Origin of the sequence: Tistrella mobilis (genome assembly GCF_041468085.1) — a bacterium.
Classification (GTDB): domain Bacteria; phylum Pseudomonadota; class Alphaproteobacteria; order Tistrellales; family Tistrellaceae; genus Tistrella; species Tistrella mobilis_A.
Window position 1 is genome coordinate 4,859,331 of the sequence record NZ_CP121017.1, and the last position, 26,156, is coordinate 4,885,486.

28 protein-coding genes are annotated in these 26,156 nt (G+C 67.2%); 22 read left to right on the forward strand and 6 right to left on the reverse strand.

Features of this window, described 5'->3' with window-relative positions; genetic code table 11:
* The first annotated feature begins 12 nt into the window (after positions 1–12).
* From phoU to P7L68_RS27550, 7 genes are all read left to right on the forward strand, one after another.
* Positions 13–738 carry a phosphate signaling complex protein PhoU gene (phoU, locus tag P7L68_RS27520; protein ID WP_372003161.1) on the forward strand — a complete coding sequence of 242 codons (726 nt, stop codon included), beginning with the start codon at positions 13–15 and terminating at the stop codon, positions 736–738.
* A gap of 123 nt (positions 739–861) precedes the next feature.
* Positions 862–1,560, forward strand: a complete 699-nt coding sequence (gene phoB / locus P7L68_RS27525; protein WP_014747025.1) for a phosphate regulon transcriptional regulator PhoB — start codon at positions 862–864, stop codon at positions 1,558–1,560.
* A gap of 93 nt (positions 1,561–1,653) precedes the next feature.
* The gene (locus P7L68_RS27530) at positions 1,654–2,280 is read left to right on the forward strand and encodes a LysE family translocator (RefSeq protein WP_372003165.1); all 627 of its coding nucleotides are present in this window, start codon (positions 1,654–1,656) and stop codon (positions 2,278–2,280) included.
* A gap of 171 nt (positions 2,281–2,451) precedes the next feature.
* On the forward strand, positions 2,452–3,444 hold the full coding sequence (gene trpS, locus P7L68_RS27535) for a tryptophan--tRNA ligase (RefSeq protein ID WP_372003168.1): 993 nt from the start codon (positions 2,452–2,454) through the stop codon (positions 3,442–3,444).
* 159 nt (positions 3,445–3,603) lie between these two features.
* Positions 3,604–4,515, forward strand: a complete 912-nt coding sequence (locus P7L68_RS27540) for a sulfite exporter TauE/SafE family protein (protein ID WP_372003171.1) — start codon at positions 3,604–3,606, stop codon at positions 4,513–4,515.
* Positions 4,515–5,297, forward strand: a complete 783-nt coding sequence (locus tag P7L68_RS27545; RefSeq protein ID WP_372003174.1) for a TIGR02186 family protein — start codon at positions 4,515–4,517, stop codon at positions 5,295–5,297. Before P7L68_RS27540 ends, P7L68_RS27545 begins: the two co-directional genes overlap by 1 nt.
* A gap of 15 nt (positions 5,298–5,312) precedes the next feature.
* Positions 5,313–5,825: a universal stress protein gene (locus P7L68_RS27550; protein WP_372003177.1), complete on the forward strand. Its 513-nt coding sequence runs from the start codon at positions 5,313–5,315 to the stop codon at positions 5,823–5,825.
* A 2-nt stretch (positions 5,826–5,827) separates the two neighbouring features.
* On the opposite strand, the gene P7L68_RS27555 is transcribed toward P7L68_RS27550, so the two are convergent.
* Together P7L68_RS27555 and soxR are read right to left on the reverse strand one after the other, a co-directional pair.
* Positions 5,828–7,129: an adenylate/guanylate cyclase domain-containing protein gene (locus tag P7L68_RS27555; RefSeq protein WP_372003180.1), complete on the reverse strand. Its 1,302-nt coding sequence runs from the start codon at positions 7,127–7,129 to the stop codon at positions 5,828–5,830.
* 132 nt (positions 7,130–7,261) lie between these two features.
* Positions 7,262–7,744 carry a redox-sensitive transcriptional activator SoxR gene (gene soxR, locus P7L68_RS27560; protein WP_372003182.1) on the reverse strand — a complete coding sequence of 161 codons (483 nt, stop codon included), beginning with the start codon at positions 7,742–7,744 and terminating at the stop codon, positions 7,262–7,264.
* 102 nt (positions 7,745–7,846) lie between these two features.
* Between soxR and P7L68_RS27565 the strand changes: the two genes are divergently transcribed.
* The 5 genes from P7L68_RS27565 to P7L68_RS27585 all read left to right on the forward strand — a co-directional run bounded on the left by P7L68_RS27565 (position 7,847) and on the right by P7L68_RS27585 (position 13,971).
* The gene (locus tag P7L68_RS27565) at positions 7,847–8,266 is read left to right on the forward strand and encodes a DoxX family protein (RefSeq protein WP_372003185.1); all 420 of its coding nucleotides are present in this window, start codon (positions 7,847–7,849) and stop codon (positions 8,264–8,266) included.
* A 3-nt stretch (positions 8,267–8,269) separates the two neighbouring features.
* A complete protein-coding gene (locus P7L68_RS27570) occupies positions 8,270–9,352 on the forward strand; it encodes an efflux RND transporter periplasmic adaptor subunit (protein WP_372003187.1) in 1,083 nt (360 codons plus the stop codon).
* Complete coding sequence (locus P7L68_RS27575; RefSeq protein ID WP_372003190.1) at positions 9,349–12,438, forward strand: MexW/MexI family multidrug efflux RND transporter permease subunit; 3,090 nt, start codon at positions 9,349–9,351, stop codon at positions 12,436–12,438. The genes P7L68_RS27570 and P7L68_RS27575 overlap by 4 nt, the downstream gene beginning before the upstream one ends.
* An 84-nt stretch (positions 12,439–12,522) precedes the next feature.
* Positions 12,523–13,068 (forward strand): NifU family protein, encoded by a 546-nt coding sequence (locus P7L68_RS27580; protein WP_372003193.1) that lies wholly within the window; start codon positions 12,523–12,525, stop codon positions 13,066–13,068.
* A gap of 21 nt (positions 13,069–13,089) precedes the next feature.
* The gene (locus P7L68_RS27585) at positions 13,090–13,971 is read left to right on the forward strand and encodes a glucosaminidase domain-containing protein (RefSeq protein ID WP_372003198.1); all 882 of its coding nucleotides are present in this window, start codon (positions 13,090–13,092) and stop codon (positions 13,969–13,971) included.
* Here the strand turns inward: P7L68_RS27585 and P7L68_RS27590 are convergent.
* From P7L68_RS27590 to ddpX, 3 genes are read right to left on the reverse strand one after another with little or no spacing between them, the layout of a single operon-like run.
* Positions 13,902–15,398 carry a lipid kinase gene (locus tag P7L68_RS27590; protein WP_372003201.1) on the reverse strand — a complete coding sequence of 499 codons (1,497 nt, stop codon included), beginning with the start codon at positions 15,396–15,398 and terminating at the stop codon, positions 13,902–13,904. The genes P7L68_RS27585 and P7L68_RS27590 overlap by 70 nt on opposite strands.
* Positions 15,385–16,086, reverse strand: a complete 702-nt coding sequence (locus tag P7L68_RS27595) for an SDR family NAD(P)-dependent oxidoreductase (protein ID WP_372003204.1) — start codon at positions 16,084–16,086, stop codon at positions 15,385–15,387. Before P7L68_RS27595 ends, P7L68_RS27590 begins: the two co-directional genes overlap by 14 nt.
* A gap of 41 nt (positions 16,087–16,127) precedes the next feature.
* The gene (gene ddpX, locus P7L68_RS27600; protein ID WP_372003207.1) at positions 16,128–16,685 is read right to left on the reverse strand and encodes a D-alanyl-D-alanine dipeptidase; all 558 of its coding nucleotides are present in this window, start codon (positions 16,683–16,685) and stop codon (positions 16,128–16,130) included.
* A 73-nt stretch (positions 16,686–16,758) separates the two neighbouring features.
* Between ddpX and tsaB the strand changes: the two genes are divergently transcribed.
* Both tsaB and P7L68_RS27610 read left to right on the forward strand, forming a co-directional pair.
* Positions 16,759–17,475: a tRNA (adenosine(37)-N6)-threonylcarbamoyltransferase complex dimerization subunit type 1 TsaB gene (gene tsaB, locus P7L68_RS27605; protein ID WP_372003210.1), complete on the forward strand. Its 717-nt coding sequence runs from the start codon at positions 16,759–16,761 to the stop codon at positions 17,473–17,475.
* Positions 17,472–17,948: a GNAT family N-acetyltransferase gene (locus P7L68_RS27610; RefSeq protein ID WP_372003213.1), complete on the forward strand. Its 477-nt coding sequence runs from the start codon at positions 17,472–17,474 to the stop codon at positions 17,946–17,948. Before tsaB ends, P7L68_RS27610 begins: the two co-directional genes overlap by 4 nt.
* 18 nt (positions 17,949–17,966) lie before the next feature.
* Here the strand turns inward: P7L68_RS27610 and P7L68_RS27615 are convergent, their stop codons facing one another.
* On the reverse strand, positions 17,967–18,314 hold the full coding sequence (locus tag P7L68_RS27615; RefSeq protein WP_372003216.1) for a sulfurtransferase TusA family protein: 348 nt from the start codon (positions 18,312–18,314) through the stop codon (positions 17,967–17,969).
* Positions 18,315–18,497: 183 nt separating this feature from the next.
* On the opposite strand from P7L68_RS27615, the gene P7L68_RS27620 reads away from it, so the two are divergent.
* The 8 genes from P7L68_RS27620 to P7L68_RS27655 all read left to right on the forward strand — a co-directional run bounded on the left by P7L68_RS27620 (position 18,498) and on the right by P7L68_RS27655 (position 26,093).
* A complete protein-coding gene (locus P7L68_RS27620) occupies positions 18,498–18,920 on the forward strand; it encodes a MucR family transcriptional regulator (protein ID WP_014747042.1) in 423 nt (140 codons plus the stop codon).
* Between the two features lie 324 nt (positions 18,921–19,244).
* Entirely contained in the window at positions 19,245–19,685 is a 441-nt protein-coding gene (locus P7L68_RS27625; RefSeq protein WP_041605099.1) for a Fur family transcriptional regulator, read from the forward strand.
* Positions 19,686–19,835: 150 nt separating this feature from the next.
* A complete protein-coding gene (locus P7L68_RS27630) occupies positions 19,836–20,666 on the forward strand; it encodes a GNAT family N-acetyltransferase (RefSeq protein ID WP_372003218.1) in 831 nt (276 codons plus the stop codon).
* Complete coding sequence (locus P7L68_RS27635) at positions 20,663–21,595, forward strand: lysophospholipid acyltransferase family protein (RefSeq protein WP_372003221.1); 933 nt, start codon at positions 20,663–20,665, stop codon at positions 21,593–21,595. The genes P7L68_RS27630 and P7L68_RS27635 overlap by 4 nt, the downstream gene beginning before the upstream one ends.
* 104 nt (positions 21,596–21,699) lie before the next feature.
* On the forward strand, positions 21,700–23,100 hold the full coding sequence (gene miaB, locus P7L68_RS27640) for a tRNA (N6-isopentenyl adenosine(37)-C2)-methylthiotransferase MiaB (protein ID WP_372003224.1): 1,401 nt from the start codon (positions 21,700–21,702) through the stop codon (positions 23,098–23,100).
* Positions 23,101–23,141: 41 nt separating this feature from the next.
* Complete coding sequence (locus P7L68_RS27645) at positions 23,142–24,284, forward strand: PhoH family protein (RefSeq protein ID WP_372006985.1); 1,143 nt, start codon at positions 23,142–23,144, stop codon at positions 24,282–24,284.
* A complete protein-coding gene (gene ybeY, locus P7L68_RS27650) occupies positions 24,281–24,940 on the forward strand; it encodes an rRNA maturation RNase YbeY (RefSeq protein WP_372003227.1) in 660 nt (219 codons plus the stop codon). Before P7L68_RS27645 ends, ybeY begins: the two co-directional genes overlap by 4 nt.
* A gap of 316 nt (positions 24,941–25,256) precedes the next feature.
* A complete protein-coding gene (locus P7L68_RS27655; RefSeq protein WP_372003230.1) occupies positions 25,257–26,093 on the forward strand; it encodes a hemolysin family protein in 837 nt (278 codons plus the stop codon).
* Positions 26,094–26,156: the final 63 nt, after the last annotated feature.

A 26,156-nucleotide genomic window follows, 5' to 3' on the forward strand; every position in this document is an offset into this window, starting at 1 on the left:
GAGACCAGTCTCATGCCCATTTCCGGTCAGCACATCGTGAAATCCTTCGACGAAGAGATCGCACGCCTCGGCAACGACATCGTCCGCATGGGCGGACAGGTGGAAGCGCAGATCGATCTTGCGATGCGCGCCATCGCCAGCCGTGACAGCGAGCTGGCAAGCGATGTCGTCGCGGGCGACAGCAAGGTCGACGGCCTGGAGGATATGATCGAGGATCAGGTGGTGCGGCTGTTCGCGCTGCGCGCGCCCGTCGCCAACGATCTGCGCCTGGCCTTCGCCTCGCTGCGCATCGCGGCCGAGCTGGAGCGCATGGGCGATCTTGCCAAGAACGCCGCCAAGCGCGCGATCATCCTGAACCAGTCTGCCCCGGTTCGGCCGGTGCATGTGCTGCCGCGGATGGCCGCGGTGGTGCAGCGCATGCTCAAGGATGTACTCGACGCCTTCGTCGAGCGTGATGCCGGCCGTGCCCGCGCGGTCTGGCAGAACGACGCCGAGGTCGACGAACTGCACAACAGCCTGTTCCGCGAACTCCTGACCTACATGATGGAGGATCCGCGGCACATCACGGCCTGCACGCACATGCTGTTCATCGCCAAGAACATCGAGCGGATGGGCGATCACACCACCAACATCGCCGAGCAGGTGATTTTCGTGGTCGAGGGCACCAAACCCGACACCGCCCGCCCCAAGGCCGAGACCGTTCTCGACCGGTCGGGCGACGCCGTTCTCGACGATTGACGGCCCGGTGGTCCGCCCGGCGGACCACCTCTTCCCCTGCGCGCACCCCGCCCTCTGACCGGCCGGCACTCCCTTCGGGGCTCTGGTGCCGGCCACCTAGACTTCCTGGAGGACATCCGAGCGATGCGTCCGAAGATCATGGTCGTCGAAGACGAAACCGCGATCGTTACCATCCTGCGCTACAACCTCGAACGCGCAGGCTTCGCCGTCGAGGAGGCGAATGACGGCGAGGAAGCGCTCTGGCGCATTCGCGAGGTGAAGCCCGACGTCCTGCTGCTGGACTGGATGCTGCCCAAGCTGTCCGGGTTGGAGCTTTGCCGTCAGCTGCGCCGCGACCCCGAGACCCGCAACCTGCCGATCATCATGCTCACCGCCCGGGGCGAAGAGACCGATCGGGTGCGCGGGCTGGACAGCGGTGCCGACGACTATGTGCCCAAGCCCTTCTCGCCCCAGGAAGTCGTTGCCCGGATCCGTGCCGTGCTGCGCCGCATCCGCCCCGCTTTCTCGGAAGAGGTGCTCTCTTACGCCGATCTGCAGATGGATCTGGCGGCCCACAAGGTGACCCGTTCGGCCGAGCCCGTGCATCTGGGGCCGACCGAATTCCGCCTGCTGCGCTTCCTGATGGAGCATCCGGGCCGGGTCTTCTCGCGCGAGCAGCTGCTCGACGGGGTCTGGGGCCAGGACATCTATGTGGAGCCGCGCACGGTGGATGTTCATATCCGCCGGCTGCGCAAGGCGCTGAACGGCGAGAACCTGCCCGATCTGATCCGCACCGTGCGTTCCGCCGGCTATGCGCTCGATGCCCAGGGGACTGCCGCCTGACGTTACCCCAGCCTGACTTGGTGTGGACGGGCGCCCGCAGCCGGGCGTAGCATGGGGCCCTGCCCAACGGGCGGTTTCTGACGTGGGGGGCCCATGACGCTCGATATCTGGCTGATCTATCTGGCGGCGGCTGCCGGGCTGTCACTGACGCCCGGACCGAACGGGCTCCTGTCGCTCAATCACGGCGTGCGCTTCGGCGTACGCCGGACGGCCTTCACCGCTGCGGGCGGGGTGACCGGCTTCATGGTGCTGGTCGCGGCCTCGCTGGCGGGGTTGGGGGCGCTGCTGGCTGCCTCGGAACAGGCCTTCACCATCGCCAAATGGATCGGTGCTGCCTATCTGGTCTGGCTGGGCATCCGCACCTTTCGGGCGCCGCCGCCATCGGTGACGCTTGAGGACGCAGAGGGACGCATTGCCGGGGGTGGCCCCTGGCGGCTGTTCACCCAGGGCTTCCTGGTGGCGGTGTCGAACCCCAAGGCGCTGATCTTCTTCGCCGCTTTTCTGCCCCAGTTCATGGTGCCCGGCGTGTCGTTCCTGACCCATCTGGTGGTTCTGGGCGGCACCTTCGCCGTGGTCGAATTCGTCTACGAACTGATTCTGGCCGGTGCGGCGCGGCGCATCGCTCCCTGGCTGGGGCGGCATGGCCGGTGGTTCAATCGTGCCACCGGGGCGGCCTTTGTCGGCATCGGCGGCGTCCTGACCACCGCCAACCGGATCTGAGCCGGACGCATCGCCTCTTCCGTGAAAAATCGTCGTGTCGGCGGTGCTTGACCGCACCCCGGCCCGCGCGTGATATAGGCGCGTTTCCATTGAACCGCGCATCGCGGACCCAAGCTCCGGCCGGCATCCACACCCGGCGGGCGGCCCGCTGATGCCGAAGGCGAGGACCAGATGGCGAGGATCTTCTCCGGCGCACAGCCGACCGGCAACCTGCATCTCGGCAACTATCTGGGCGCCATCCGCAACTGGGTGACGCTGCAGGACAGTTACGAGTCGGTGTTCTGCATCGTCGATCTGCACGCCATCACCGTCTGGCAGGACCCCAAGGCGCTGATCCGGCAGACCCGTGAACTGACCGCCGCGTATATCGCCGCCGGCATCCATCCCGAGCGCTGCGTGATCTTCAACCAGTCGGCCGTGACCGCGCATTCGGAACTGGCCTGGCTGCTGAACTGCATGACGCCGATCGGCTGGCTGAACCGGATGACCCAGTTCAAGGAGAAGGCCGGCAAGGATCGCGAGAAGGCGAGCCTTGGCCTCTATGCCTATCCGGTGCTGATGGCGGCCGACATCCTGGCCTACAAGGCGACCCATGTGCCGGTGGGGGAGGACCAGAAGCAGCATCTGGAGCTGACCCGAGATATCGCGCAGCGCTTCAACCAGCTTTATGAGAAGGACGTGCTGCCGCTGCCCGAGCCGATGATCCTGGGCGCGGCGACGCGGGTGATGTCGCTGCGCGACGGCACCAAGAAGATGAGCAAGTCCGATCCGTCGGATTATGCGCGCATCAACCTGACCGATGACCGCGACACCATCGCTCAGAAGCTGAAGAAGGCTCGGACGGACAGTGAGCCCGGCGTGACCTACGAGCCGGAGCGTCGGCCCGAAGTCGCCAATCTGATCCGGATCTATGCTGCGCTGGACGGCCGCACCACGGACGAGGTGGTGGCTGACTATGCCGACGCGCCCTTCACAACGGTGAAGACCCGGCTGACCGATCTTGCCGTTGAAAAACTGGGTCCGATCGCCGAAGAGATGAAGCGCCTGATGGCCGATCCGGCGGAGATCGACCGGATCCTGGCCAAGGGTGCCGATCGTGCCCGCGCTATCGCCGACCCGGTGGTGGCCGAGGTGCGCGAGACGATCGGTCTGCTGCGCCCCTGATCCGGACGGATCACACTGTCACACCAGAGTGACGGATCCTCACGACATGGCCCGGATCGCGGAAAACCGCGGTCTTCGGGTTGCAAGCGCTGCCGGGCCGGACCAGAATGGTCCGGCCCGGTCGCCTTCAGGACCGGTCCCCGCGCCAGACGGACCGTCATGCAGATCTATCTCCCCATCGCCGAGCTGTCGATCGATGCGATCGCGATCCTGCTGATGGGGCTGGGTGTGGGCTTCCTCTCAGGCCTGGTCGGCGTCGGCGGTGGCTTTCTGATGACGCCGCTGCTGATGTTCGTGGGCGTGCCGCCACCGGTGGCGGTGGCGACGGGGGCCAATCAGGTGGTCGCGGCCTCGGTATCGGGCCTGCTGGCCCATTGGCGCCGTGGTACGGTCGATGTCCGGATGGGCGGCGTGCTGCTGATCGGCGGTCTGGCAGGATCCGGCGTCGGGATCCTGATCTTCCGCTGGCTGCAGGCGATCGGTCAGATCGACCTGGTGATCGGCGTCTCTTATGTGCTGTTCCTGGGTGTCATCGGTGTCCTGATGGGCATCGAATCGGTGCGCAGCCTGCTGGTCCGCAATCAGCCGGCAAAAAAGCGTCATCAGCACAACTGGATGCACGGGCTGCCCTTCAAGCTGCGTTTCCGCAAGTCGAAGCTCTATATCTCGGCCCTGCTGCCGCTGGTGCTGGGGGCGGGGGTCGGTGTGCTGACTGCGATCCTGGGGGTCGGCGGCGGGTTCATCATGATCCCGGCGATGATCTACATTCTGGGCATGCCGACCCTGGTGGTGGTCGGCACGTCGCTGTTCCAGATCCTGTTCGTGTCGATGAACGTCACCGTCATGCATGCCGTGACGACCGAGGCGGTTGATCTGGTGCTGGCGGCGATCCTGGTGGTTGGCAGCGTGATCGGCGCGCAGGTCGGCTCCAGACTGACCACGAAGCTGCGCGGCGAGCATCTGCGCGGCCTGCTGGCAGCGGTGGTGGTGCTGACCGCGATCAAGATCGGCGCAGATCTGGTGATCCGGCCCGACGAGCTGTTCTCGGCTGTGGTCGTGGGGCCGGGCTGATGGCCGATATGCTGCGCATCGCCAGGCTGCCGGCCCTGCTGGTCTTTCTGCTGACCCTGGCGGCTGCCCTCGTGACGGCGGTCTCCGGTACCCTGCGTGCCCGGGCGCAGCCGCTGGTGGCCGATCTTTCAAGCCATCTGATCTCCATCACCTCCAGCTTTACCGGTACCGAACTGCTGCTGTTCGGCGCGACCGAAGGTCCGGGGGAGGTGATCGTGGTGATCCGCGGGCCGGCCGAGACGGTCGATATCCGCCGCAAGGACCGTATCCTCGGCATGTGGATCAATGCCCGCACGATCCGCTTCAATCAGGTACCGGCCTTCTATTGGGTGGGGGCGAGCGCGCCGCTCGACACCTTCACCAACGACCAGATGCTGGCCCGGCATCGCATCGGCCTGGAGCGTCTGGACTTCCCGGGCGGAGAGGATGCGGCGCCCGAGGAACGCGCCGTGTTCCGTGATGCGCTGATCCGGAACCGTCAGCAGGCCGGCCTGTTCGTGCCTGCGGTGCAGCCGATCTCGCGATTGGGGGACCGGTTGTTCCGGGTGAATGTCGCCTTCCCGTCCAATGTCACCACCGGCGGCTACCGGGCCGAAATTTTCCTGGTGAATGAAGGCCGTGTGGTCGCCGCCCAGACCACGCCGCTGTTCGTGCGCAAGGACGGGCTGGGCGACAATATCGCCCGCCTGGCCCATGAACAGCCGCTTGGCTACGGCATCGCCGCCGTACTGATCGCGCTGACGGCCGGCTGGACCGCAGGCTTCGTCTTCCGCCGCTTCTGAGGAGGTTGTCATCCGATGGCCGACGAGACTTCGACCCCCGAACCTGCGGCCGTGCCCAAGCCCCGGCCTGCCGTCAAATTCCTGGTCTGCGTCGATGGCAGCGCCCATAGCCGGGTGGCTGTGCGCTATGCCTGCCGGCGTGCCCGCGCCCGCGGTGGCCGGGTGACGTTGCTGACCGTGATCGAGCCGGCCGAGAACCAGCACTGGATGTCGGTCGGCAATCTGATTGCCGAGGAACTCCGTGAGCAGGCCGAGCAGGTGTTGCAGGAAATTGCGGCCGAGGTGAACGCCTTTGCCGGGCTGATGCCCGAACTGCTGGTCCGTGTCGGCCCGATCGGCGACGAGATCCTGCGCCAGATGCGTGAGGACAAGGATATCGGCATGATCGTGCTTGCCGCCCGCCCGCCGTCGGAAGGGCCGGGCAAACTCGTGCGCTGGCTGGCGAGCCAACTGGCAGGCGAGTTGCTGGTGCCGATGACGATCGTGCCCGGCAACCTGTCGGAAGACGATCTGCTGCGCCTTACCTGACTCTACCCGACCGGCAGGGCGGCGGCCTGCGGATCTGTCCCGCAATCCTCGCAGTCGTCGGGCAGGGTGAAGACTTCTTCCTCGGTGGCGAGCCCGCGCAGATGGAAGGTGCCGAGTGGTTCGAGCCTGCGGCCCATATGCTCGACGATCCGGGCGATGGTGGAGGAGATCGCAACCGTGCGGCCCAGATCGCGGGCCAGAACCTCCAGCCGGCTTGCCTCGTTTACGGCCTGGCCGATGACGGTGAAATCGAGCCGTTCCGGCGCGCCGATATTGCCGTAGAGCACTTCCCCTGCATGCAGGCCCAGGCCGAAGGCCAATGGTTCCTGGCCCAGTGCCCGGCGGCGGGCGTTCAGTTCCGCCATGCCACGGACGGCATCGCGCGCGGCATCCAGCGCCGCGCAGCCGGCATAGGGGCAGGCCCCTTCGCGCACCGGGGTCGGGAAGACGGCGAGCACGCCATCGCCGATCAGCTTCATCACCTGGCCGCCATGGGCGGTGATCGCCCGGTTCATCACCTCGAAATGGTCGTTCAACGTGGCGATCAGCACCTCGGGCGCCACCCGCTCCGACATGGCGGTGAAGCCGCGCAGGTCCGAAAACCAGATCGCGGCATTCATTCGCTCCACATCGCCCCGCTTGATGGTGCCGGCCAGCACGCGTTCACCGGCATCATCGCCCAGATAGGTCTTCAGCAGGGTACGGACCTGACCGCGCTGGCTGATCACCTCCACCGCCAGCGTCACCATCGGCAGCAGGGATGACACCCGGCGCAGATCGCCCTCGCTGAAGCCACCGGGATTGCGGGTGGCGAGCGAGAGGGCATTGGGCGTGCCGTCATGGAAGGCGAGCGGCATCATCGCGTAATCGGTGAAGCCCTCTTCGTGCAGATCGGCCAGGATCGGAAAATCGCCGGTCTGGGCATTCGGACCGCTCAGCCGCCGACGCACACCGACGCCGTGTTCGGCGACCAGCATGAAAGGGCTGCGCAGATAGGCCTCGGTCAGTTCCACGCCATGGGCGCGGCGGATCTCTTCGACCGGCTGGTCGGGACGCCATTCGATCGACACGCCCCGGAATTGCGGGTCCAGAAGGCGCAGATGCAGGGTGGCGCGATCGATCGGCACACCTGCTGCCAGCAAACGCTCGGACAGGCCGGCGATCAGCTCCCCCACCGGCAGGCCGGGACCTTCCTGGGCAAGCCACTCACCGATCGGATCCGGGCCCAGCACCGACGGGACCGCGGCGGCACGACGCACGGGGGTGCGCGGCACTGAGACATCGTCCAGGCGTTCGGCTTCCATCATCGGATCGTCCTGCAGGCATCGGGTTGGGGCCTGTCGGCACGGACAGCCCACGTTCATATCGTGGCTCGATGTGCCCGCGTCGAGTGGTAAAGCTGACGGTTGTCCCAGATTCATCGGCGCCCGTGTCTTTCAGGCGCGGCCCCCTGGGGGACGTTCGAGGATCCTGGGACCGCTCCCCTCGCGGCCCAGCGCGTCGCCCGGATTGCGCAGCGGACAATCGGCGAGCGACAGACAGCCGCAACCGATGCAGCCATCCAGCTCGTCGCGCAGCCTGGTGAGACGGATGATGCGCGCCTCCAGCATCGCCCGCCAGCGCGAGGACATGTCTTTCCACTCGGCCGCACTCAGCTTCGCATCGGGTGGAAAGGGGGCGAGTGCTGCTCCGATGTCTTCAAGCGGGATCCCTGCACGTTGGGCCACCTTGATGATCGCAATCCGGCGCAGCACCGCCGCCGGGAACCGGCGCTGGTTGCCGGCGCTGCGCATGCTGCGAATCAGGCCGCGGCTTTCGTAGAAATGCAGGGTCGAGACCGCAACTCCGGCGCGTTTCGCCACCTCGCCCACGGTCAGGATCCGGTGCGTATCGGCACGGTCTTCCGGCTTTGTCCGCATCCTCCGTTCCCCCATTGACCTCAACTTTACTTGAGGTTCTATAGTCCGGCCGATCCGGCCCGGCAAGCCCGCCGGCCTTCATTCAGCAACAGGATCGGTTCCGTGACAGGGTTCATCGAACGGGCGCTCGACAGCGCCTGGCTCTGGCTGATCGCCAGGATCTGCCTCGCCGTGGTCTTCGTCGCCTCGGGCCTTGCCAAACTGGTGGATTTCGAGGGCGGGCTTGCCGAGATGCGGGCGGCCGGGCTGGAGCCGGCCATCCCGTTCAACCTGCTGACCGCGGCCACCCTGCTCGGCGGATCGGCGGCGATTCTGGCCGACCGGCTGGTCTGGCTGGGAGCGGGGGCACTGGCCGTGTTCCTGGCCGCGACGATCCTGGTGGTCCATACGTTCTGGTCGAAGACCGGCCCCGAGGCACAGCTCGCCCTGTTCTTCGCCCTTGAACATGTCTCGGTGGCGGGCGGGTTGATCGCGGTGGCGATCGCCAGCGACCAGCGCCGCCGGCTGCGCTGGAGGGGCTGAGACATGTCTCGCAGCATGCTTGCAGGGCTTGTCCTGGTCGTAGCAGCCGGCCTTGCCGGCGGCTGGTTTCTGCTGGCGGAGCCCCGACCCGCGCCGGCGGCCCCGGTCTGGCCGGCGACGAAGGTGGCGCTGGCCACGGCCGAACGGGTGACGGTACCGCGGCGCTTTCAGGGGGTGGGAGAGGTCGAGGCCGTTCGCCAGGTGCTGCTGGCGGCTGAAACCAGCGGTCGGATCACCGGCATCGACTTCATCTCGGGCGAGGCGGTCAAAGCCGGCACGCTGCTGGTGCAACTGAACGATGCGGTGGAACGGGCAGAGCTGCGGCAGAACCTGGCCCGGCTGCGCAATGCCGAAGCCCGTCTCGGCCGCCTACGGGGGCTGGTCGAGCGCAATGCCGCCTCACGCGAGCGGCTGGATGACGCATTGGCCGAGCGCGACGGCGCAGCGGCCGCCGTGGCGCGGACCCGGGCGCTGATCGATCAGAAGGCGATCCGCGCCCCGTTCGACGGGGTTGTCGGCATCCGCAGGGTTCATCCGGGCCAGTATCTGGAAACCGGTGCCCCGGTGGCGAGCCTGGTCGACACCAGATTGTTTCGGATCAATTTTACCCTCGACGAGCAGGCGCTGCCGGAATTGCTGCTCGGGCAGCGGGTGGAAGTTGCAGTCGACCCCTGGCCCGATCAGCTGTTCGTGGCCGAGATCACAGCCATCGACCCGTTGATCGGTGACGCCCGGATGGTCCGGATCCAGGCGACGCTGCCCGACCGCGAGGGGCGGCTCAAGGCCGGGATGTTCGCCGGCGTGCGGGTGGTGAGGCCCTCCGGGCCCCCGGCGCTGGTGGTGCCGGAGACCGCCATCACCTATACCGCCTATGGCGACAGCGTGTTCGTGGCGCGCGCCGATCCGGCACGCGGGCTGGTCGCGACCCGGGTGGCGGTCGAGGTGGGGGCGCGTTGGGACGGGCGTGCCGAGATCGTCTCAGGGCTCGCCGATGGCGACCGGGTGGTGACCTCGGGCCAGGTGCGGCTGGCAGACGGCATGGCGGTCGAGCCGGTCGAGCGGGACACGCTGGAGGTGCGGCCGTGAGCTTCACCGACATTTTTGTCCGCCGGCCGGTGCTGGCGCTGGTGGTCAGCATGCTGATCCTGCTCTGCGGCGCGGTCTCGCTCGGCCAGTTGCCGATCCGGCAGTATCCGGCGCTGGAGAGCGCCACGATCACCGTCACCACCGACTATCCCGGGGCCTCGGCCGAACTGATGCAGGGCTTCGTCACCCAGCCGATCACCCAGGCGGTCTCGTCGGTGGAGGGGATCGACTATCTCTCTTCGTCCTCCGTGCAGGGGCGGAGCACGGTGACGATCCGGATGGAGCTGAACCGCGACTCGACCCGGGCGATGACCGAGGTGATGGCCAAAGTGTCGTCGGTCCGCTACCGCCTGCCCGAAGCGGCCTATGATCCGGTGATCGAGCGCTCGGCAGGCGATTCGACGGCCGTGGCCTATGTCGGCTTCTCCAGCGATACCCTGCCGATGCCGGCCTTGACCGACTATCTGTCACGGGTGGTGGAGCCGATGTTCTCGGGCATCGATGGTGTCGCCAAGGTCCAGGTCTTCGGCGGTCAGAAGCTGGCCATGCGGCTCTGGCTCGATCCGGACCGGCTGGCGGCGCGCGGGCTGACGGGGGCCGACGTGGCGGCCGCGATCCGGGCCAACAATGTCCAGGCCGCTCCCGGGCGTCTGGACGGGCTTTATGTGCTCTCGGACCTTTCGGTCGATACCGACCTCACCGACGTCGCCGGCTTCCGTGACATGGTGATCCGCGATGATGCCCGGGGGCTGGTCCGGCTGGGCGATGTCGGCACGGTCGAGCTGGGCGCCGCCTCCACCCAGACCAGCGCGGTGATGGATGGCGAACCGGCGGTGTTCCTCGGGCTGTTCCCGACGCCTGCCGGCAACCCGCTGGTGATCGTCGACGGCATCCGCGACCTGCTGCCTGCGATCGGCAGGACTCTGCCGCCCGATGTCCGCGTCGACCTTGCCTACGAGACTGCCGGCTTCATCCAGGCCTCGATCGACGAGGTGCTGCACACCCTGGCCGAGGCACTGGTGATCGTGGTGGCGGTGATTTTCCTCTGTCTCGGTTCGTTGCGCAGCGTGCTGATCCCGGTGGTGACCATTCCGCTGTCGATGCTGGGGGCGGCGGCCCTGATGCTGTCCTTCGGCTTCAGCCTGAACCTGCTTACTCTGCTCGCCATGGTGCTGGCGATCGGCCTGGTGGTCGATGATGCGATCGTGGTGGTCGAGAATATCCATCGCCATATCGAGGACGGGCGTACAGCTTTCGAGGCCGCGCTGATCGGCGCCCGCGAGGTGGCGGGGCCGGTGGTGGCAATGACCCTGACGCTCGCTGCGGTCTATGCGCCGATCGGGCTGATGGGCGGGTTGACCGGAGCGCTGTTCCGGGAATTCGCCCTGACGCTGGCCGGAGCGGTGGTCGTCTCGGGCGTGGTGGCGCTCACCCTCTCGCCGGTGATGAGTGCGCTGCTGCTGACGGCGAAAACCCACGAGAGCCGGATCGCGCAGGCGACTGAACGGGTCTTCGGCACGCTCACCCGCGGCTATGGGCGCCTGCTCGGCCTGTCGCTCCGCCATCGCTGGGCGACCGGGCTGGTGGCGCTGGGGGTCTGTCTCAGCCTGCCGCTGCTCTATCAGATGCCGGCGCGGGAGCTTGCGCCGGTCGAGGATCAGGCTTCGGTGCTGGCGGCAGTCAAGTCACCCCAGCATGCCAGTCTCGCCTATGCTGAACGGTTTGCGGCCCGGTTGGACGAGGTGTTTGCGGCGATGCCCGAGACGGTCGGCACCTGGATCATCAACGGCACCGACGGACCGGCGGCCAGCTTCGGCGGCGCCAACCTCTCCCGCTGGGAGGCCCGCAACCGTACAGCCTCGGAGGTTCAGGCCGGGCTGCAGCAGGCGGTGGCTGCGGTGGAGGGCAGTGCGATCTTCGTCTTTCAGCCGGCACCGCTGCCGGGCTCGACGGGCGGGTTGCCGGTGCAGATGGTGCTGCGCACAGCCGAGCCCCATGACGTGCTCTACCGGACCGTGGACGAGATCAAGCAGCGGGCGCGGGAGAGCGGGCTGTTCGTGGTGGTCGATGGCGACCTGAATTACGACCGGCCCGTGGTGCAGGTATCGGTCGACCGGAACAAGGCGGCGAGCCTTGGGATCGCCATGGCCGATATCGGTGAAACGCTGGCGGTGCTGGTGGGCGAGAACTACGTCAACCGCTTCGCCATGGCCGGCCGGTCCTATGACGTGATTCCGCAGAGCCTCAGGGCCGGGCGGCTGACCCCGGACGCCCTCGGCAGCCAGTTCCTGCGCAGCCGCGACGGCACGCTGGTGCCGCTTCGGGCGGTGGCGGAGATATCGATGCGGGTGGAGCCCAATCGGCTGGGCCAGTTCGACCAGCAGAACGCCGCCACCATTCAGACGATCCCGATGCCCGGCGTTTCGATGGGACAGGCGGTCGCATTTCTCGACGGCGAGGCGCGGACATTGCCGGCCGGGTTCAGTCATGACTGGCAGTCGGATTCCCGTCAATACGTCCAGGAAGGCGCGAGCCTGGCCATGGCCTTCCTGGCGGCCCTGGTGGTGATCTACCTGGTGCTGGCGGCCCAGTATGAGAGCCTGATCGATCCGTTGATCATTCTGATCACGGTACCTTTGTCGATCTGCGGTGCGCTGGCGCCGCTGGCGATGGGGGCGGCCACACTCAACATCTATACCCAGATCGGCCTCGTCACCCTGATCGGGTTGATCGCCAAGCACGGCATTCTGATGGTCGAATTCGCCAATGAGCTGCAGCTGCATCATGGGCTGGCGCGGCGCGAGGCGATCCGGCGTGCGGCGGAGATCCGGCTCCGGCCGGTGTTGATGACCACGGCGGCCATGGTCTTCGGTCTGGTGCCGCTGCTCTTTGCCGCGGGCGCCGGGGCCGCAAGCCGGTTCGGTCTTGGAGCGGTGATCGTCTCGGGCATGATGATCGGGACCCTGTTCACCCTGTTCGTGCTGCCCACCGTCTACACGGTGCTTGCCCGGGATCATCGCCCGCGACGTGCAATCGAGCCACATGGCGGGACCGTGCAGGAGAGGGGTGCGTCGAAGACGTCTTGATCCCGCCGGTTCAAGGTGCCAAATCAGGACACGACAGACGGCATGGGTTCCGTCACCCGAAAGCCGCAGAGAGGATCAGGTCCGATGTTCATCCAGACCGAGCGGACGCCCAATCCGCTGACGCTGAAGTTCCTGCCCGGCCGCGAGGTGGCCGAGGGGGGCGCACAGTTCGCACGCGGCGACGACACGGCCCGTTCGCCGCTGGCCGGCACCCTGCTCGCCATCGACGGTGTCGAGGGTATCTATCTGGGGGCCGACTTCGTGTCGGTCACCAAATCCGAACAGGCCGACTGGATGCTGCTGAAGCCGCTGATTCTGTCGGACATCATGGAACATTTCACCTCGGGCCGCCCGGTGCTGACCGGAGATGGTGATGCCGCCGCGGCCCCGGCTGCGGACGAGGACGAGGTGAGCGCGACCATCCGCGAACTGATCGACACCCGGGTCCGCCCGGCCGTAGCCCAGGATGGCGGCGACATCGTGTTCGAGGGCTTCGATCAAGGCATCGTCTATCTGCAGATGCACGGCGCCTGCTCGGGCTGCCCCAGTTCGACCATGACGCTCAAGAACGGCATCGAGACCATGCTCAAGCACTATGTGCCCGAAGTGGTCGAGGTCCGTCAGGTCTGATCTGAACCGGCCTTCCAGGTGATGACACGCCGCTACCGTCTGACCTGCCTGGCCGTCGCCGTCACGGCCGGGCTGGTCGTGCTCGGATCTGCTGCAGGCGTGCTGCCGCGGCCGGCCGGCGGCCTGGGCCTGTCTCCGGCGACGCTGGCGGCTCTCGACCTCCGGCGTGCCGAGGCAGTGGCGCCGGGGGGGCTTCCGGCCGAGCTGGCCGGGGCGCTTGATGCCGATGCCCGCAAGGCCCTGTTCCGCGACACGCTCGACCCCGCCATCCGGGCGGTGAATGCCCGTGTGCGGCTGGAACGGGCGCTGGTGACGCTGGTGGCCGACGCCCGGGCGGAAGGCCGCCGGCCGCCGCGCGGGCTGGACGTGCGGGTGGCGGCCATCGCCGTCCGCTACGGCGTTCCCGCCGACGATCCGGTGCGGCTGCTGGTGCGGGTCGACACCGTGCCGCCGGCCCTGATCACCGCCCAGGCCGCGCTGGAAAGCGGCTGGGGCCGGTCGCGTCTTGCACATGAGGCCCATGCCCTGTTCGGCGAACGGGCCTGGCGGCTGACCGACGGGGTGATGCCGCTGGCCCGCAAGCGTGGCGCCACCCATGTGGCGCGCGCTTTTCCCGACATCACCGCCTCGGTCGCGGCCTATGTCCACAATCTGAACACCCACCGCGCCTATGCCGCCTTCCGTCGGCATCGTGCAGAGGCGCGGCTGGACGGCACGCTGCCCGATCCGCTGCAACTGGCGGGCGGGCTCAGCGCCTATTCGGAACTGGGCCCGCGCTATGTCGCCAAGCTCAGGGCGATGATCCGCGGTGTCACCCAGGACGACGAGATGGCTCAGTCCGAAGCGCCGCCACCGTCAGGATCGGGCAGCGTGGCGACGATGAGCGACCACGCCTCGTCATAGGCGGCCGTAACCACTTCCGCCACCCCGGTCTGGCCGACCTGGCGGACCTCTTCGATGGCGATCTCGATCCGGGTTGCCGCCTGATGCAGGCGCTGGCTGACCCGCTGATCCAGCGGCATGCCGACAAGGCCTTCCAGCCAGTTCACCACATCCTCGATCAGGGCCCGGTCGTCATCGGCGTCGCGGGTGGGCAGGTCCATCGCATCCAGCGCCTCGTCGGCGGTGATGGCGATCCGGCCCCAGGCACCGCCGATCCGGCCGAGCGCCGTTACCACCTCATCGCCCAGATGCGGGCCGGCATGAAGGGCGAGCCGTTCGGTCAGTGCCACGCCTTCGCGGGCGGCACGGGCCAGATCCTGCAGGGCAATCTCGGCCTCGGTGGCAAGGCCTTCCTCTTCGGGATGCATCTGCTCCTCCTGATCTTCAGGCGGCGCCGGGTGCGGAGCGCGTGGGGGTGACGGGGGATCGGAACGGTTCCGGGTGCCGGGCAGGGTGGCGGCCGGCCGGTCGGGGGTCATGACCCGGATCGCCCGGCGCTTCAGGCCGAAGCTTGCCGGCGTTCTGGTCAGGATCTCGCCGTCGACATTGATCCGTTTCGGCTTGGACGGTGTCTCCACCCGAACCTCACGGCCGGACATGCGGTGGACCCCCATCCAGGCACCGGCGGTCCCGAGACGCAGCGCCGGCAAGAGCAAAGCCATGCGCCAGTGGGAAACCGGCTCGATCACATAAACGTCCAGCCGGCCATCGTCGATGGCTGCATCGGGAGCGACGGTCAGCCCGCCGCCGTGATAGCGGCCATTGGCGACCGCCACCATGATCGCCCGCATTTCCACCCGCCGGTTATCGACGGTCAGGATGGTGTGGAAGCGGCGATGCCGGGTGACCACCCGGAACAGTGCGAACAGATAGGCAAGCGGACCGAAGCGGCGTTTTTCTTCGCCGTCCAGAGCTTCGGCGACGTCGACCGACAGGCCGATGCTGGCGACATTGAAGAAGCCGCGGCCATCGACGGTGCCGATGTCGATCTGCTGCGCGCGCCCCTTCAGCGCCACGTCTACGGCCTGGGCGAGGTCGGTCGGGATGGCGAGGGTGCGAGCGAGATCGTTGGCGGTGCCGAGTGGCAGGATGGCGAGTGTCAGCCCGGTTTCCGCCATCGCATCGGCGACCGCGGACAGTGTGCCGTCGCCGCCGCCGACCATCACCAGCGCCGGCGGTTCCGCCGAGGCGCCGGCCGCGCGGATGGCTTCCGGAAAGGCATCGGGGCCGTCCAGATCCGGAATGTCGGGACGGAAGCCGGCACGAATCAGGCGACGTTCAAGCTCGTCCCGGTCGAATCCCTTGGCCAGCCGGTCGCGCTTACGCGGCGGGATCAGGACCAGGGCGCGGCGGCCGGGTGCCGCAGGCGGTCGGTCAGGCGCGGCCATAGGCGGGCACCAGGGCGCCGCTGATCGGGGCGGCCTCCGACGAGGTCAGGAAAAGGATGATCTTCGCCAGGGCATCGGGCGTGACCCAGGCAGCATGATCGGCATCGGGCATGGCGGAGCGATTGGCGGGGGTATCGATGATTGACGGCAGCACTGCATTGACACGGATATGGTCGGCCAGCAGCTCCTGCGACAGGCTCTGGACCAGCGATATCACCGCGGCCTTGGAGGCGGCATAGGCCGCCATCTGTGCCGCTCCCGCCACCGCCGGTCTGGCGCCGATGGCTGTGACCGATCCGCCGCCGGCCGCCTTCAGATGCGGCACGCCGGCCCGGAGCGTGTGATAGAAGCTGCGGGCGTTCATCGACATCATCGCATCGAAGCGGCTGCCATCCACTTCCGCAAGCGGCCCCATGTCGAAGCCGCCGGCGATGGCGACGATGCCGTCAAGGCCGCCCAGGGCTGCCGCCGCGGCATCCACGGCGGTTGCGGTCTGGTCTTCGCTGCCCAGATCGGCCTGGACCAGCACTGCCCGGCCGCCGAATGCCTGTTCGGCGGCGGCGCATTCCTCTGCGACCAGGCAGGTCGCGGCGACCTCGGCCCCCCGGTCCAGCGCGGCCAGCACCACCGCGCGGCCCAGCGCGCCGGTCCCCCCGGTGATCAGCAGCTTGCGTCCCTCGATCGACATCTCGGCGGATCTCCCCTCGTGATCGCGTCAGGTTCCGGCAGTCAGCCGGCGGGCATCAGCCGCGTGCCAGCGGCCGTGTCGCTCAACACCGGCAGGCGCCGGGCATCGAAGAGCTGATAATGCCACCATTCATTCCGGTAGAAATCCCATCCCGCGGTGGTCATGATTCCCATCAGCAACAGCCGGTTACGCTCGGCCTCGGGTGCGATGCCGGTGGCGCCGTGATGTGACAGCGGGGTGAAGTCGTCGAATCCGGTCCCCATGTCGAGCACCCGGCCGGCGCCGTCGATCAGGGTCAGGTCGACCGCGGCCCCACGGGAATGAGGCGAGCCCCGGCGCGGATCTGCGACGAAATTCGGATCCGGCGTGTGCTCCCACAGCTTCCACTGGGCTTCCGAGGGCCGGAATGCGTCGTAGATCCGGAAGCGCAGCCCCTGGCGTGCGGCGATGGCGATGGCGCGGCGCATCGCCGCTGCGGCCTCGGGATGCAGGAAGCAGGCGGCACGGGCATAGATCGGCCGGCCGGTGAAGTTGCGGGTTGTGGCGTAGGCGATGTCGAGATCGACCCCGTCCCGCTCGCTCAGGATTTCTTCTAACATCAGCTGTCCCGTCCGTGCTATGCGGCGAGGGAACCCTAGCACAAGGCACGGCTCCGGGGGCACGGACATACATATGACCTTCGGTGGACGAACGGCAGTTCTGGCACTCGACACATGCGCGGGGGCGACGTCGGCGGCAATCGGCCGCAACGGAGAGGTCGTGGCCCGGGTCTTTTTGCCCGATGCCCGGGCTGCGGCAGAGCGGCTGGCCCCTCTGGTCAAGGGGCTGATGGACGAGGCGGGCGTCAAACCGGCGGCGCTGGCCGCCGTGGCGGTGACCCGCGGGCCCGGCACCTTCACCGGCGTGCGCATCGGGCTTGGCTTCGCTCGTGGTCTGGCGCTGGCAGCCGGCTGCCCGGTGCTGGGCGTGACGACGCTTGAACTGCTGGCCGCCGGTGCTGCCGCAGAGGTGGCCGGTCGCGAGATGCTGGCGGTGATCGATGCACGGCGCGGCGAGGTCTATGTTCAGCGCGTCGCTGCCGATGGCAGCACGGGTGAGCCTTCGGCGGTAACGCCCGAGGCGGCGGCAGCCGATCTGGTCGCCCGTCCGGCGCTGGCGGTCGGGGCAGGTGCGCGGCTGCTGCGCCCGCTGCTGGACGTCCACGGGTTGGTCGATCTGGTCCGTGACGATCTGCCGCACGGGCATGGGCAACCCGATGCAGCCGATCTGATCGGTCTTGCAGAGCGCCACCTGATGGCGGGTGAGGCAGGCAGGACGCCACCCGTGCCGCTCTATCTGAGGGCACCGGACGCCCTGCCGCCGGCCCCCAGCGGGATAGAGACGCCGTGACCGGCGCTCATGATCTGGCGCCGGCAACGGCCGCTGCGGCACCGGCCATGGCCGCACTCTATGCCCGGGCCTTCGATGCTCCGTGGGAGACGCATTGGAGTGCCGATGCCATCCGCGATCTGCTGGCCCTGCCGACGGTGGCCGCGATGATCCTGGGCTCTGAGCCTGCGCTTTCCGGCATGGTTATGGTGCAGGCGGCAGCCGGCGAGGCCGAAATCCTGACGATCGCCGTCGATCCGGCCTGCCGCGGTCGCGGATTGGGAAGGCGTCTGCTCGACGGGGCGGTGATCTGGGCAGCTGCCCGCGGGGTAGACCGGCTGCTGCTGGAAGTGGCGATCGACAACATGCCGGCGCGGGCTCTTTATCTGTCGGCAGGCTTCCGGATCGCAGGTCGTCGGCGCGGTTACTACGCCCGCGGCAAGGCCCCGGCGGTGGATGCCGAAGTCATGGAACTGCCTTTGGTTCCCGCCTGAAATTCGTCCGAGATTTCGTTATCCGCCGGCGATCCGGAAGGTCAGCCGCCACACGTCCGGCGTGTCCGTTTCGGCCGAAAGGTCCACGATCTGGTGCCCCAGTTCCACAACCGACCGCGGCACGTTCTCCAGAGGCTCACCCGCCTTCAGTCGGACTTCACCGATCTGGCCCCCGGACATCTTCCCGATCATTAATTTTGTTTTGACAAACGTCATCGGGCAGACATCATGCGTGACGTCGAGAAAGCGATCTGCACTTGGTTTCATTGCGAACCATCCGGTCGTCGTCTCGGAGTATGAGGGACGGGCGCGTCCCGGTGTCGGCCATCCAGGGCGGAGGCCGGTCCCGGTATCGAGCCCGGACATCAGCGCCGATGTCCATCCTCGTCATTGTCATCCCGGTCGGACAGACGAGCCGCCAGGCCCTCAGGCCCCGACGTCGTCCCCAGGATCGTCGAAATCAAGGGCCTCCCGCGGGAGACCCGGCCTGTCCTGACATCTGCTCCCGACCCTGATTTCCGCCCGAGACACCGAGGTCCAGACCACATCATGGCCGAAAATCCGAGCCCGCTCGATCTTCTTTCGCTGACCGCACAGATCGTGTCGTCCCATGTCGCGAACAACACCGTGTCGGCCGGCGAACTGCCGCAGCTGATCGGCGAGGTCTATCAGAGCCTTGCCGGCCTTGGTCGCGAGCCCGAGCCGCGTGAGGAAGAGCAGCGTCCGACGCCGGCGGTGCCGATCCGCAAGTCGGTGCACGACGACTACATCATCTGCCTTGAAGACGGCAAGAAGCTGAAGATGCTGAAGCGCCATCTCAAGACGGCCTACGACATGACCCCGGAAGAATATCGCCGCCGCTGGGGCCTGGCCGACGACTATCCGATGGTCGCGCCGGGTTATGCCCGTCAGCGCAGCGATCTTGCCAAGCGCATCGGCCTTGGCCGTCGGGGCCGCGGCGACGCGGATTGATCCGGCCCGCAGCTGCTTCGGCCGACGATTTTGCGGGCGCCGGTCGGAAGACTGTGGCGCCCGCCGCTTGTCGTTGCGCGGCTGCTGTCAGATAATGGCCTGACCGGCGGGTTGGTCTTCCAGACCATCCCGTCACGACCGATTTGCGGGGACCGTGCCTCCGATGCGGCGGTCCTTCTCCGTTCATGACGGTCGTCCGAAAGCGCGACAATGGCATGGCTTCCGTTCCGGACGGAACAGGGGCCGCGCCATGCAGAAGCGCGCAGACCGGTCATCCGCGTGTTCCGCCCCCCTTTCTGCCCAAGGAGCCAGGCCATCTTGGAGATGTCGCGACTGGAGCGTCTGTGTCTCGAAAAGGGTCTGAAGATGACCGACCAGCGCCGGGTGATCGCCCGCGTGCTGTCGGAAGCCGACGACCACCCGGATGCCGAAGAGCTGCACCGCCGGGCCAGTGCCGTTGATCCGCGGATCAGCATTGCCACCGTCTATCGGACGGTGCGGCTGTTCGAGGAAGCGAGCATTCTGGAACGGCATGATTTCGGCGACGGCCGTGCCCGCTACGAGACCATTCCCGAAGAGCATCACGATCATCTGATCGACATGCGCAACGGAACCGTGATCGAATTCCAGAACACCGAGATCGAGCGCCTTCAGCAGGAGATCGCCCGCAAGCTCGGTTATCGACTGGTTGATCATCGTCTGGAACTGTACGGCATTCCGCTGGATCAGCCCCAGGACGACGACACGGACGCCGGCAAGGCCTGACAGGCCGCCCCGCCGCCGGCCGGCGCGGGCCCTCTCCGGGATCGTCCGGGATCCCGGGACGGAGGGTCATGCTCCGGTCCGTCTCTTCACCCACGACCGGCTACCCCGGTGGCCGGTCCTCATCGCCGCGAGACTTCAGGGCATGTTCGGATGACCGAAACACTCCAACCCGACCTCGGCCTGCGTTCCGGAAATCTGCGGGTGTGCCTCGCGGACGGAGCCGACGATATCGAGGCGGCCCAGCGCCTGCGCTATCACGTGTTCTACGAGGAACGTCACGCTCAGCCGAGCCCCGAGATGGCGGCTGTGAAGCGCGATCTGGACGGTTTCGATGCGATCTGCGATCACCTTCTGGTGATTGACGAGGCTCATCCGAGCGGGGCGCCGACGGTGGTCGGCACCTATCGGCTGCTGCGCCGGTCCGTGGCTCTTGCTCATGGCCGGTTCTATACCGCCGACGAGTTCAACATCAGTCCGCTGATGACTGTGGAGGGCGAGTTGCTGGAGCTTGGCCGGTCCTGCGTTGCGGCCGAATACCGCAACCGATCGACCATGCAGCTGCTCTGGCGCGGGATCGCCATCTATCTTGAGCACTATGATATTCAACTGATGTTCGGCTGCGCGAGCCTGGACGGCACCGACATTGATGCGCTGAAGACCCAGCTCGCCTATCTGTACCATTATCATCTGGCGCCGGAGGCCCTGCGGCCCGTGGCGGTGCCCGAGCGCTACGTCTCGATGGATCTGGTGGCAAAAGGCGATCTGCATGCCACCCGCGCGCTTGCCGAATTGCCGCCGCTGGTGAAGGGCTATCTGCGGCTCGGCGGCTTCGTCGGTGACGGTGCCGTCGTGGACAAGCAGTTCAACACCACCGACGTCTGCATGATCGTGAAGAGCGACCTGATCACGGGGCGCTACCGGGACCGTTACGAGGGCGGGTCGGGGCGCGGCCGGGGCAAGGCCGGCGACGAGGGCGCATGACCGGCTGGCTGCGGGCCGTGGTGCTGCTGCCGATCTATCTGGCGGTGACGGCGGCACTGATTCCGGTACAGGCGGCACTGGTGGCGCTGAAGCTGCCTGGTGCCGTACGGTTTCCGCGCTTCTACCACCGGCTGACGTGCCGGCTCATCGGTTTCGACGTCGATGTGGTCGGCACGCCGGTTCGCGACCGGCCGGCACTGTTCGTTTCCAACCACAGCTCCTATCTCGACATCTCAGTGCTGGGGTCGGTGATCGACGGCTCGTTCATCGCCAAGAGCGAGGTGGCGGACTGGCCGCTCTACGGCCTCCTTGCCAAGTTGCAGCGTACCGTGTTCGTGAAGCGCCAGCGCAGCCGTACGGCCGAACAGGCCGACGAAGTGGCGAAGCGGCTGGAGGCGGGCGATCGGCTTATTCTGTTTCCCGAAGGCACCAGCAATGACGGTCAGCGGGTGCTGCCCTTCCGCACGGCCTTCTTTTCGGTGGCGGATCGCCGGCCCGGTGGCCGACCGCTGGTGGTGCAGCCGGTCTCTCTGGCCTATACTCATGTCCGCGGTATGCCGATGGGGCGCAAGTTGCGCCCGGCCTATGCCTGGTATGGCGATATGGATCTGGCCGGCCATCTCTGGAACGCGCTGACCCTGGGACCAGCCCGGGTGGAACTGGTTTTCCATCCGCCGGTTACGATCGATGACTTCAAGGACCGCAAAGCGCTTGCCCGCTATTGCGAGCAGGCGGTGGCGGGTGGGGTTGCCCTTGCGCTGCAGGGCCGGTCGACGGCGGCGCTCGCCCTTATCGGCCAGGCCCTGGCACAACGCGGTCCGGCGGTGGAGGGTGGTGCTCTTCAGGTGGCTGAAGAGGATGAGCCGCTCGACCCCCAGGAAATCGATGCCGTCGAGGGCGATGCGACCCACGAGGACGCCCGGGCCTGAAGAGGGCCGGGTGTGTGTCTTGAAGCGGCCGCAGCGCGGCTGATATCTTGCGGGTGAGGCGGTCAACCGACCGCGGCCCGATCAGAACGAGGCCCGAGGCGAGGGTGACGAAGAAGCTCTATATCAAGACCTATGGCTGCCAGATGAACGTCTACGACAGCGAACGCATGTCGGACGTACTGGCCGCCCAGGGCTTTGCGCCGACCGAGGTCGCGGAAGACGCGGATCTGGTGATCCTCAACACATGCCACATCCGGGAGAAGGCAGCCGAAAAGGTCTATTCCGATCTGGGGCGGTTGCGCGCAGCGGGTGGTCCCGAGGGGCGGCTGATCGCTGTTGGCGGCTGCGTTGCGCAAGCCGAGGGCGCCGAGATCCGCACCCGCGCCCCCTTCGTCGACATCGTCTTCGGCCCGCAGACCTACCATCGTCTGGCCGACATGGTGGAACGCGCCAGTCGGGGTCAGGCGGTGGTCGAAACCGATTTTCCAACCGAAGCCAAGTTCGACCACCTGCCGGCCGCGACCGGCCGGCGCGGCCATACCGCTTTCGTGGCGGTACAGGAAGGCTGCGACAAGTTCTGCACCTTCTGCGTCGTACCCTATACCCGCGGTGCGGAATACAGCCGCCCGGCGGGTGCCATTCTGGACGAGATTCGTGCGCTCGCGGTCGACGGCGTGCGCGAGGTGATGCTGCTTGGTCAGAACGTCAACGCCTATCACGGCGCGGCCCCTGACGGGGCCCGCGGCCCGGCGGGCGACTGGACCTTGGCCCGGCTGGCGCGCGCGATTGCCGAAATCGACGGCATCGCCCGGATCCGCTACACCACCTCGCACCCCCGTGACATGGGCGGCGACCTGATCCTGGCCCATCGCGACCTGCCGCAGCTGATGCCTTATCTGCACTTGCCGGTGCAGTCGGGATCCGACCGGATCCTGAAGGCGATGAACCGCAAGCACACCGCCGAAGACTACCTGCGCATCGTCGACCGGCTGCGTGAGGTGCGCCCCGACATGGCGATGTCCGGGGACTTCATCGTCGGCTTCCCAGGTGAGACCGATGCCGATTTCGAGGCAACCATGCGGCTGGTGGAGCGGGTCGGTTATGCGCTCGCCTATTCTTTCAAATACAGCCCGCGCCCCGGCACACCCGCGGCGGACCTTGAAGACCAGGTCCCGGAAGATGTGAAGTCGGAGCGCCTGCAACGGCTGCAGGACCTGCTTTCGGCCCAGCAGCGTGCCTTCAATGCCAGCATGACGGGGCGGCGCCTGCCGGTGCTGCTGGAGAGGCCCGGCCGGCATGCCGGGCAGATGGTCGGCCGCTCGCCCTACATGCAGGCGGTGGTGGTCGACGCACCCGCGGAAGCCGCGGGCCGGATGGTGGAGGTCGACATCGACACCGTCAATTCCTTCAGTCTGAACGGGCGGATCACGGGCGGGGAATGGCCGCCGGCAGAGATCGTTACCGGGAACGGCCGGATCGCCGTATCCGCCGGGGTGGTTTCTTGACGACCCGGCGCACCGATCGCGCGGCACGCGGCCGCACCCCTATGGCCGCCGAGCGGGTTGCCGCAGCCGATACCGATGCGGTGATCCTGGATTTCGACGACAACCATCTGCTCGCGCTGCTGGTCGGCGAACATGACGAGCATCTGGTGCGGATCGAGAGCCAGCTTGGCGTGCACATCGTCAGCCGTGGCAACCGGCTGGCGATCCAGGGCCGCGAGAGCGCCCAGGATGCCGCCGCCGACGTGCTGGACGGCCTTTACCAGCGGCTGAAGCGCAACCTGATCGTGACCATGGCCGAGGTCGACGCCGCGATCCGTATGGTCACCCAGGCGGCCACTGCGGCACTCGGCACCGAGGCGTTGGAAATCCCGCCGGCAGAGGCCACCACCACCATTGCGCATCCGGCGACAGGGCGGAACGGCGATCACGGCGCGCAGGCAGGCGCCTACATCACCGGCGAAGTGGTCATCAAGACCAAGAAGAAGCGGATCACGCCCCGCTCCATGCGTCAGGGCGCCTATCTGTCGGCGATCCGCGATCATGATCTGGTCTTCGGCATCGGCCCGGCGGGCACCGGTAAGACCTATCTGGCGGTCGCTATGGCCGTGGCGCTGTTCCTGGAGAAGAAGGTCGATCGCATCATCCTGTCGCGGCCGGCGGTCGAGGCGGGCGAGCGGCTGGGTTTTCTGCCCGGCACGCTGGAGGAGAAGGTGAACCCCTATCTCCGGCCGCTCTATGATGCGCTTCAGGATACCCTGCCCGACGATATCGTCGCCAAGCTGATCGAAAGCGGCAAGATCGAGGTGGCACCGCTCGCCTTCATGCGCGGCCGTACCCTGTCCAACGCCTTCGTGATCCTGGACGAGGCCCAGAACACCACCGCGGTGCAGATGAAGATGTTCCTCACCCGCCTGGGTGAGAACAGCCGCATGGTGATCACCGGCGACCTGTCGCAGATCGACCTGCCTGCCGGCACCGTATCGGGCCTGTCGGATGCGCTGTCGGTGCTGGGACGGCTGAAGGAGGTGCCGGTCGTTACCTTCGACGACACGGACGTTGTCCGTCACCCGCTTGTGGCCCGGATCGTGCGTGCCTATGACGCCCGCGACGAGGCCCGGCGCCGCCCGCGGCGGCAGTTGGAGCGTGGTGCCACCGTTGAGGCGACCGGGGAGGGCGGGGCATGAACGGGCTGCCGGTGCAAGAGGGTGGCGACGGGGACGAAACCGGAGATGTCGAGACCCTGGCTCTGCTCGGCGGTCGGGTGGAGGTCACCCTGCAACGTGTCGGGGAGATCTGGTCCGATCCGGTCTGGGATGCGCCGGCCGGCCGGCTCGACGGGGCGCTCTCCGAGGCACTGGGGCGCCTGGCCGGTGCCCTCCTGACCATGGCGGCGTCAGACCTGCTTGAGCGGGTGGAAGACCGGTTGATCGAAATCTCGGTAACTCTGACGGATGATGCGGCCGTGCGCGAACTCAATCGCGAGTGGCGGGACAAGGACAGACCGACTAATGTCCTGTCCTTTCCGGCTGAGGCCATCGATCCGGATGATCCGGAGACGATCGACGATGTCCTCGACCTGCTGCCCGCCGAGGCGCCGCTTATGCTGGGCGATGTCGTCGTTGCCGCCGAAACGGTCAGGGCCGAGGCAGCCCGGCAGGGCAAGGTGTCGAGGGCTCATCTGATGCATCTGGTCGCCCATGGCCTGTTGCACCTGCTTGGCCATGACCATGTCGAAGACGATCAGGCCGAGCGGATGGAAGCCATTGAGATCCGCTGCCTGGCGGGCTTCGATATCGCCGACCCCTATGCCGAAATCGAGGGTGCGCCTGACTCGGATTGAACGGGCCCTGCGGCTTGCCGGACAACATGCGGGTACCGCGCTGCTGCCGCGTTCAGATCGATGATTGACGACACCCCCGGCTTCGTTGGAGAGTCTGAGATGTCGGAGGATCAAGGGGGCCGTTCCGGGCAGGGCGGCAACAGGATCGACCGGACCGCAGGGCTGGCCTGGGTCCGAGGGCAGGGGGCCCCGGGCCCGGATCATGAGGATCCGTCGGCGCCGGCGGCCCATCGGGCAGGAAGCGATGAGCGACCAATCTTCGTCTAGACGGCCCCGCTCGGGCGGGGCCGGCAACACTTCCCTGGGGCATCTGTTGATGTCCTGGCTCGGCGGCGGGCGTTCCCGCGACCGGGACGAACTGCGCGAGAGCCTGGTTGAACTGGCCGAGCGCATCGAAGGCGAGGAGGAGGAGCGCGAGGCGCTCGATCCCGCCGAACGCCAGCTGGTGACCAACGTCCTGAAACTGGGCGACCTGACCGTCGAGGACGTGATGGTACCGCGCGCGGACATCATTGCCATCGAGATCTCCACACCCATCGACGCAGCTCTTCACGCCATGGCCGAGGCGGGACATTCCCGGCTGCCGGTCTATCGTGGCACGCTCGACGAGCTGGTCGGTATGGTCCACATCAAGGATGTGGTGGGCCGCCTGGGGGAGACAGGCACGCTGGAGAGCCCGGGACTGGTGCGGGAGGTGCTGTTCGAAGCCCCGTCGAGGCGGGTGCTCGATCTGCTCAACCGCATGCGCACCACCCGCATCCATCTTGCCATCGTGGTGGATGAATACGGTGGCACTGACGGTCTTGTGACGATCGAGGATCTGGTCGAGCAGATCGTCGGCGAGATTGAGGACGAGCACGACGATCTGCAACAGCCGCGGCTGGAGGAAGTTGAAGACGGTGTCTTCGAAGCGGACGCCCGGCTGGACGTCGAGGAACTGGAAGCGCGGCTCGATCGGGTTCTGGTCGATGACGACGAGGATGTCGACACGCTCGGTGGCCTGGTGTTCGCCCTGACCGGCCGTGTACCGGCAGCGGGTGAGACGGTGGAGCATCCGGCGGGGCTGGTCTTCGAGGTTCTGGATGCCGATCCCCGGCGGATCAAGCGGTTGCGTATCCGTGTGACCGCTCCTGAAGCCACGACTGCCGCGTGACTCTGGCTGATCGGGACCGTCCGGCTGCGGGAGGCCGGCTTCATCGCCTTGCCGACCGGGTCG

Coding starts and splice junctions, on each gene's coding strand:
- phoU (WP_372003161.1), top strand. CDS start 13: ATGCCCATTTCCGGTCAGCACATCGTGAAATCCTTCGACGAAGAGATC.
- phoB (WP_014747025.1), top strand. CDS start 862: ATGCGTCCGAAGATCATGGTCGTCGAAGACGAAACCGCGATCGTTACC.
- P7L68_RS27530 (WP_372003165.1), top strand. CDS start 1,654: ATGACGCTCGATATCTGGCTGATCTATCTGGCGGCGGCTGCCGGGCTG.
- trpS (WP_372003168.1), top strand. CDS start 2,452: ATGGCGAGGATCTTCTCCGGCGCACAGCCGACCGGCAACCTGCATCTC.
- P7L68_RS27540 (WP_372003171.1), top strand. CDS start 3,604: ATGCAGATCTATCTCCCCATCGCCGAGCTGTCGATCGATGCGATCGCG.
- P7L68_RS27545 (WP_372003174.1), top strand. CDS start 4,515: ATGGCCGATATGCTGCGCATCGCCAGGCTGCCGGCCCTGCTGGTCTTT.
- P7L68_RS27550 (WP_372003177.1), top strand. CDS start 5,313: ATGGCCGACGAGACTTCGACCCCCGAACCTGCGGCCGTGCCCAAGCCC.
- P7L68_RS27555 (WP_372003180.1), bottom strand. CDS start 7,129: ATGGAAGCCGAACGCCTGGACGATGTCTCAGTGCCGCGCACCCCCGTG.
- soxR (WP_372003182.1), bottom strand. CDS start 7,744: ATGCGGACAAAGCCGGAAGACCGTGCCGATACGCACCGGATCCTGACC.
- P7L68_RS27570 (WP_372003187.1), top strand. CDS start 8,270: ATGTCTCGCAGCATGCTTGCAGGGCTTGTCCTGGTCGTAGCAGCCGGC.
- P7L68_RS27580 (WP_372003193.1), top strand. CDS start 12,523: ATGTTCATCCAGACCGAGCGGACGCCCAATCCGCTGACGCTGAAGTTC.
- P7L68_RS27585 (WP_372003198.1), top strand. CDS start 13,090: ATGACACGCCGCTACCGTCTGACCTGCCTGGCCGTCGCCGTCACGGCC.
- P7L68_RS27590 (WP_372003201.1), bottom strand. CDS start 15,398: ATGGCCGCGCCTGACCGACCGCCTGCGGCACCCGGCCGCCGCGCCCTG.
- P7L68_RS27595 (WP_372003204.1), bottom strand. CDS start 16,086: ATGTCGATCGAGGGACGCAAGCTGCTGATCACCGGGGGGACCGGCGCG.
- ddpX (WP_372003207.1), bottom strand. CDS start 16,685: ATGTTAGAAGAAATCCTGAGCGAGCGGGACGGGGTCGATCTCGACATC.
- tsaB (WP_372003210.1), top strand. CDS start 16,759: ATGACCTTCGGTGGACGAACGGCAGTTCTGGCACTCGACACATGCGCG.
- P7L68_RS27615 (WP_372003216.1), bottom strand. CDS start 18,314: ATGTCCGGGCTCGATACCGGGACCGGCCTCCGCCCTGGATGGCCGACA.
- P7L68_RS27620 (WP_014747042.1), top strand. CDS start 18,498: ATGGCCGAAAATCCGAGCCCGCTCGATCTTCTTTCGCTGACCGCACAG.
- P7L68_RS27625 (WP_041605099.1), top strand. CDS start 19,245: ATGTCGCGACTGGAGCGTCTGTGTCTCGAAAAGGGTCTGAAGATGACC.
- P7L68_RS27630 (WP_372003218.1), top strand. CDS start 19,836: ATGACCGAAACACTCCAACCCGACCTCGGCCTGCGTTCCGGAAATCTG.
- P7L68_RS27635 (WP_372003221.1), top strand. CDS start 20,663: ATGACCGGCTGGCTGCGGGCCGTGGTGCTGCTGCCGATCTATCTGGCG.
- P7L68_RS27645 (WP_372006985.1), top strand. CDS start 23,142: ATGGCCGCCGAGCGGGTTGCCGCAGCCGATACCGATGCGGTGATCCTG.
- ybeY (WP_372003227.1), top strand. CDS start 24,281: ATGAACGGGCTGCCGGTGCAAGAGGGTGGCGACGGGGACGAAACCGGA.
- P7L68_RS27655 (WP_372003230.1), top strand. CDS start 25,257: ATGTCCTGGCTCGGCGGCGGGCGTTCCCGCGACCGGGACGAACTGCGC.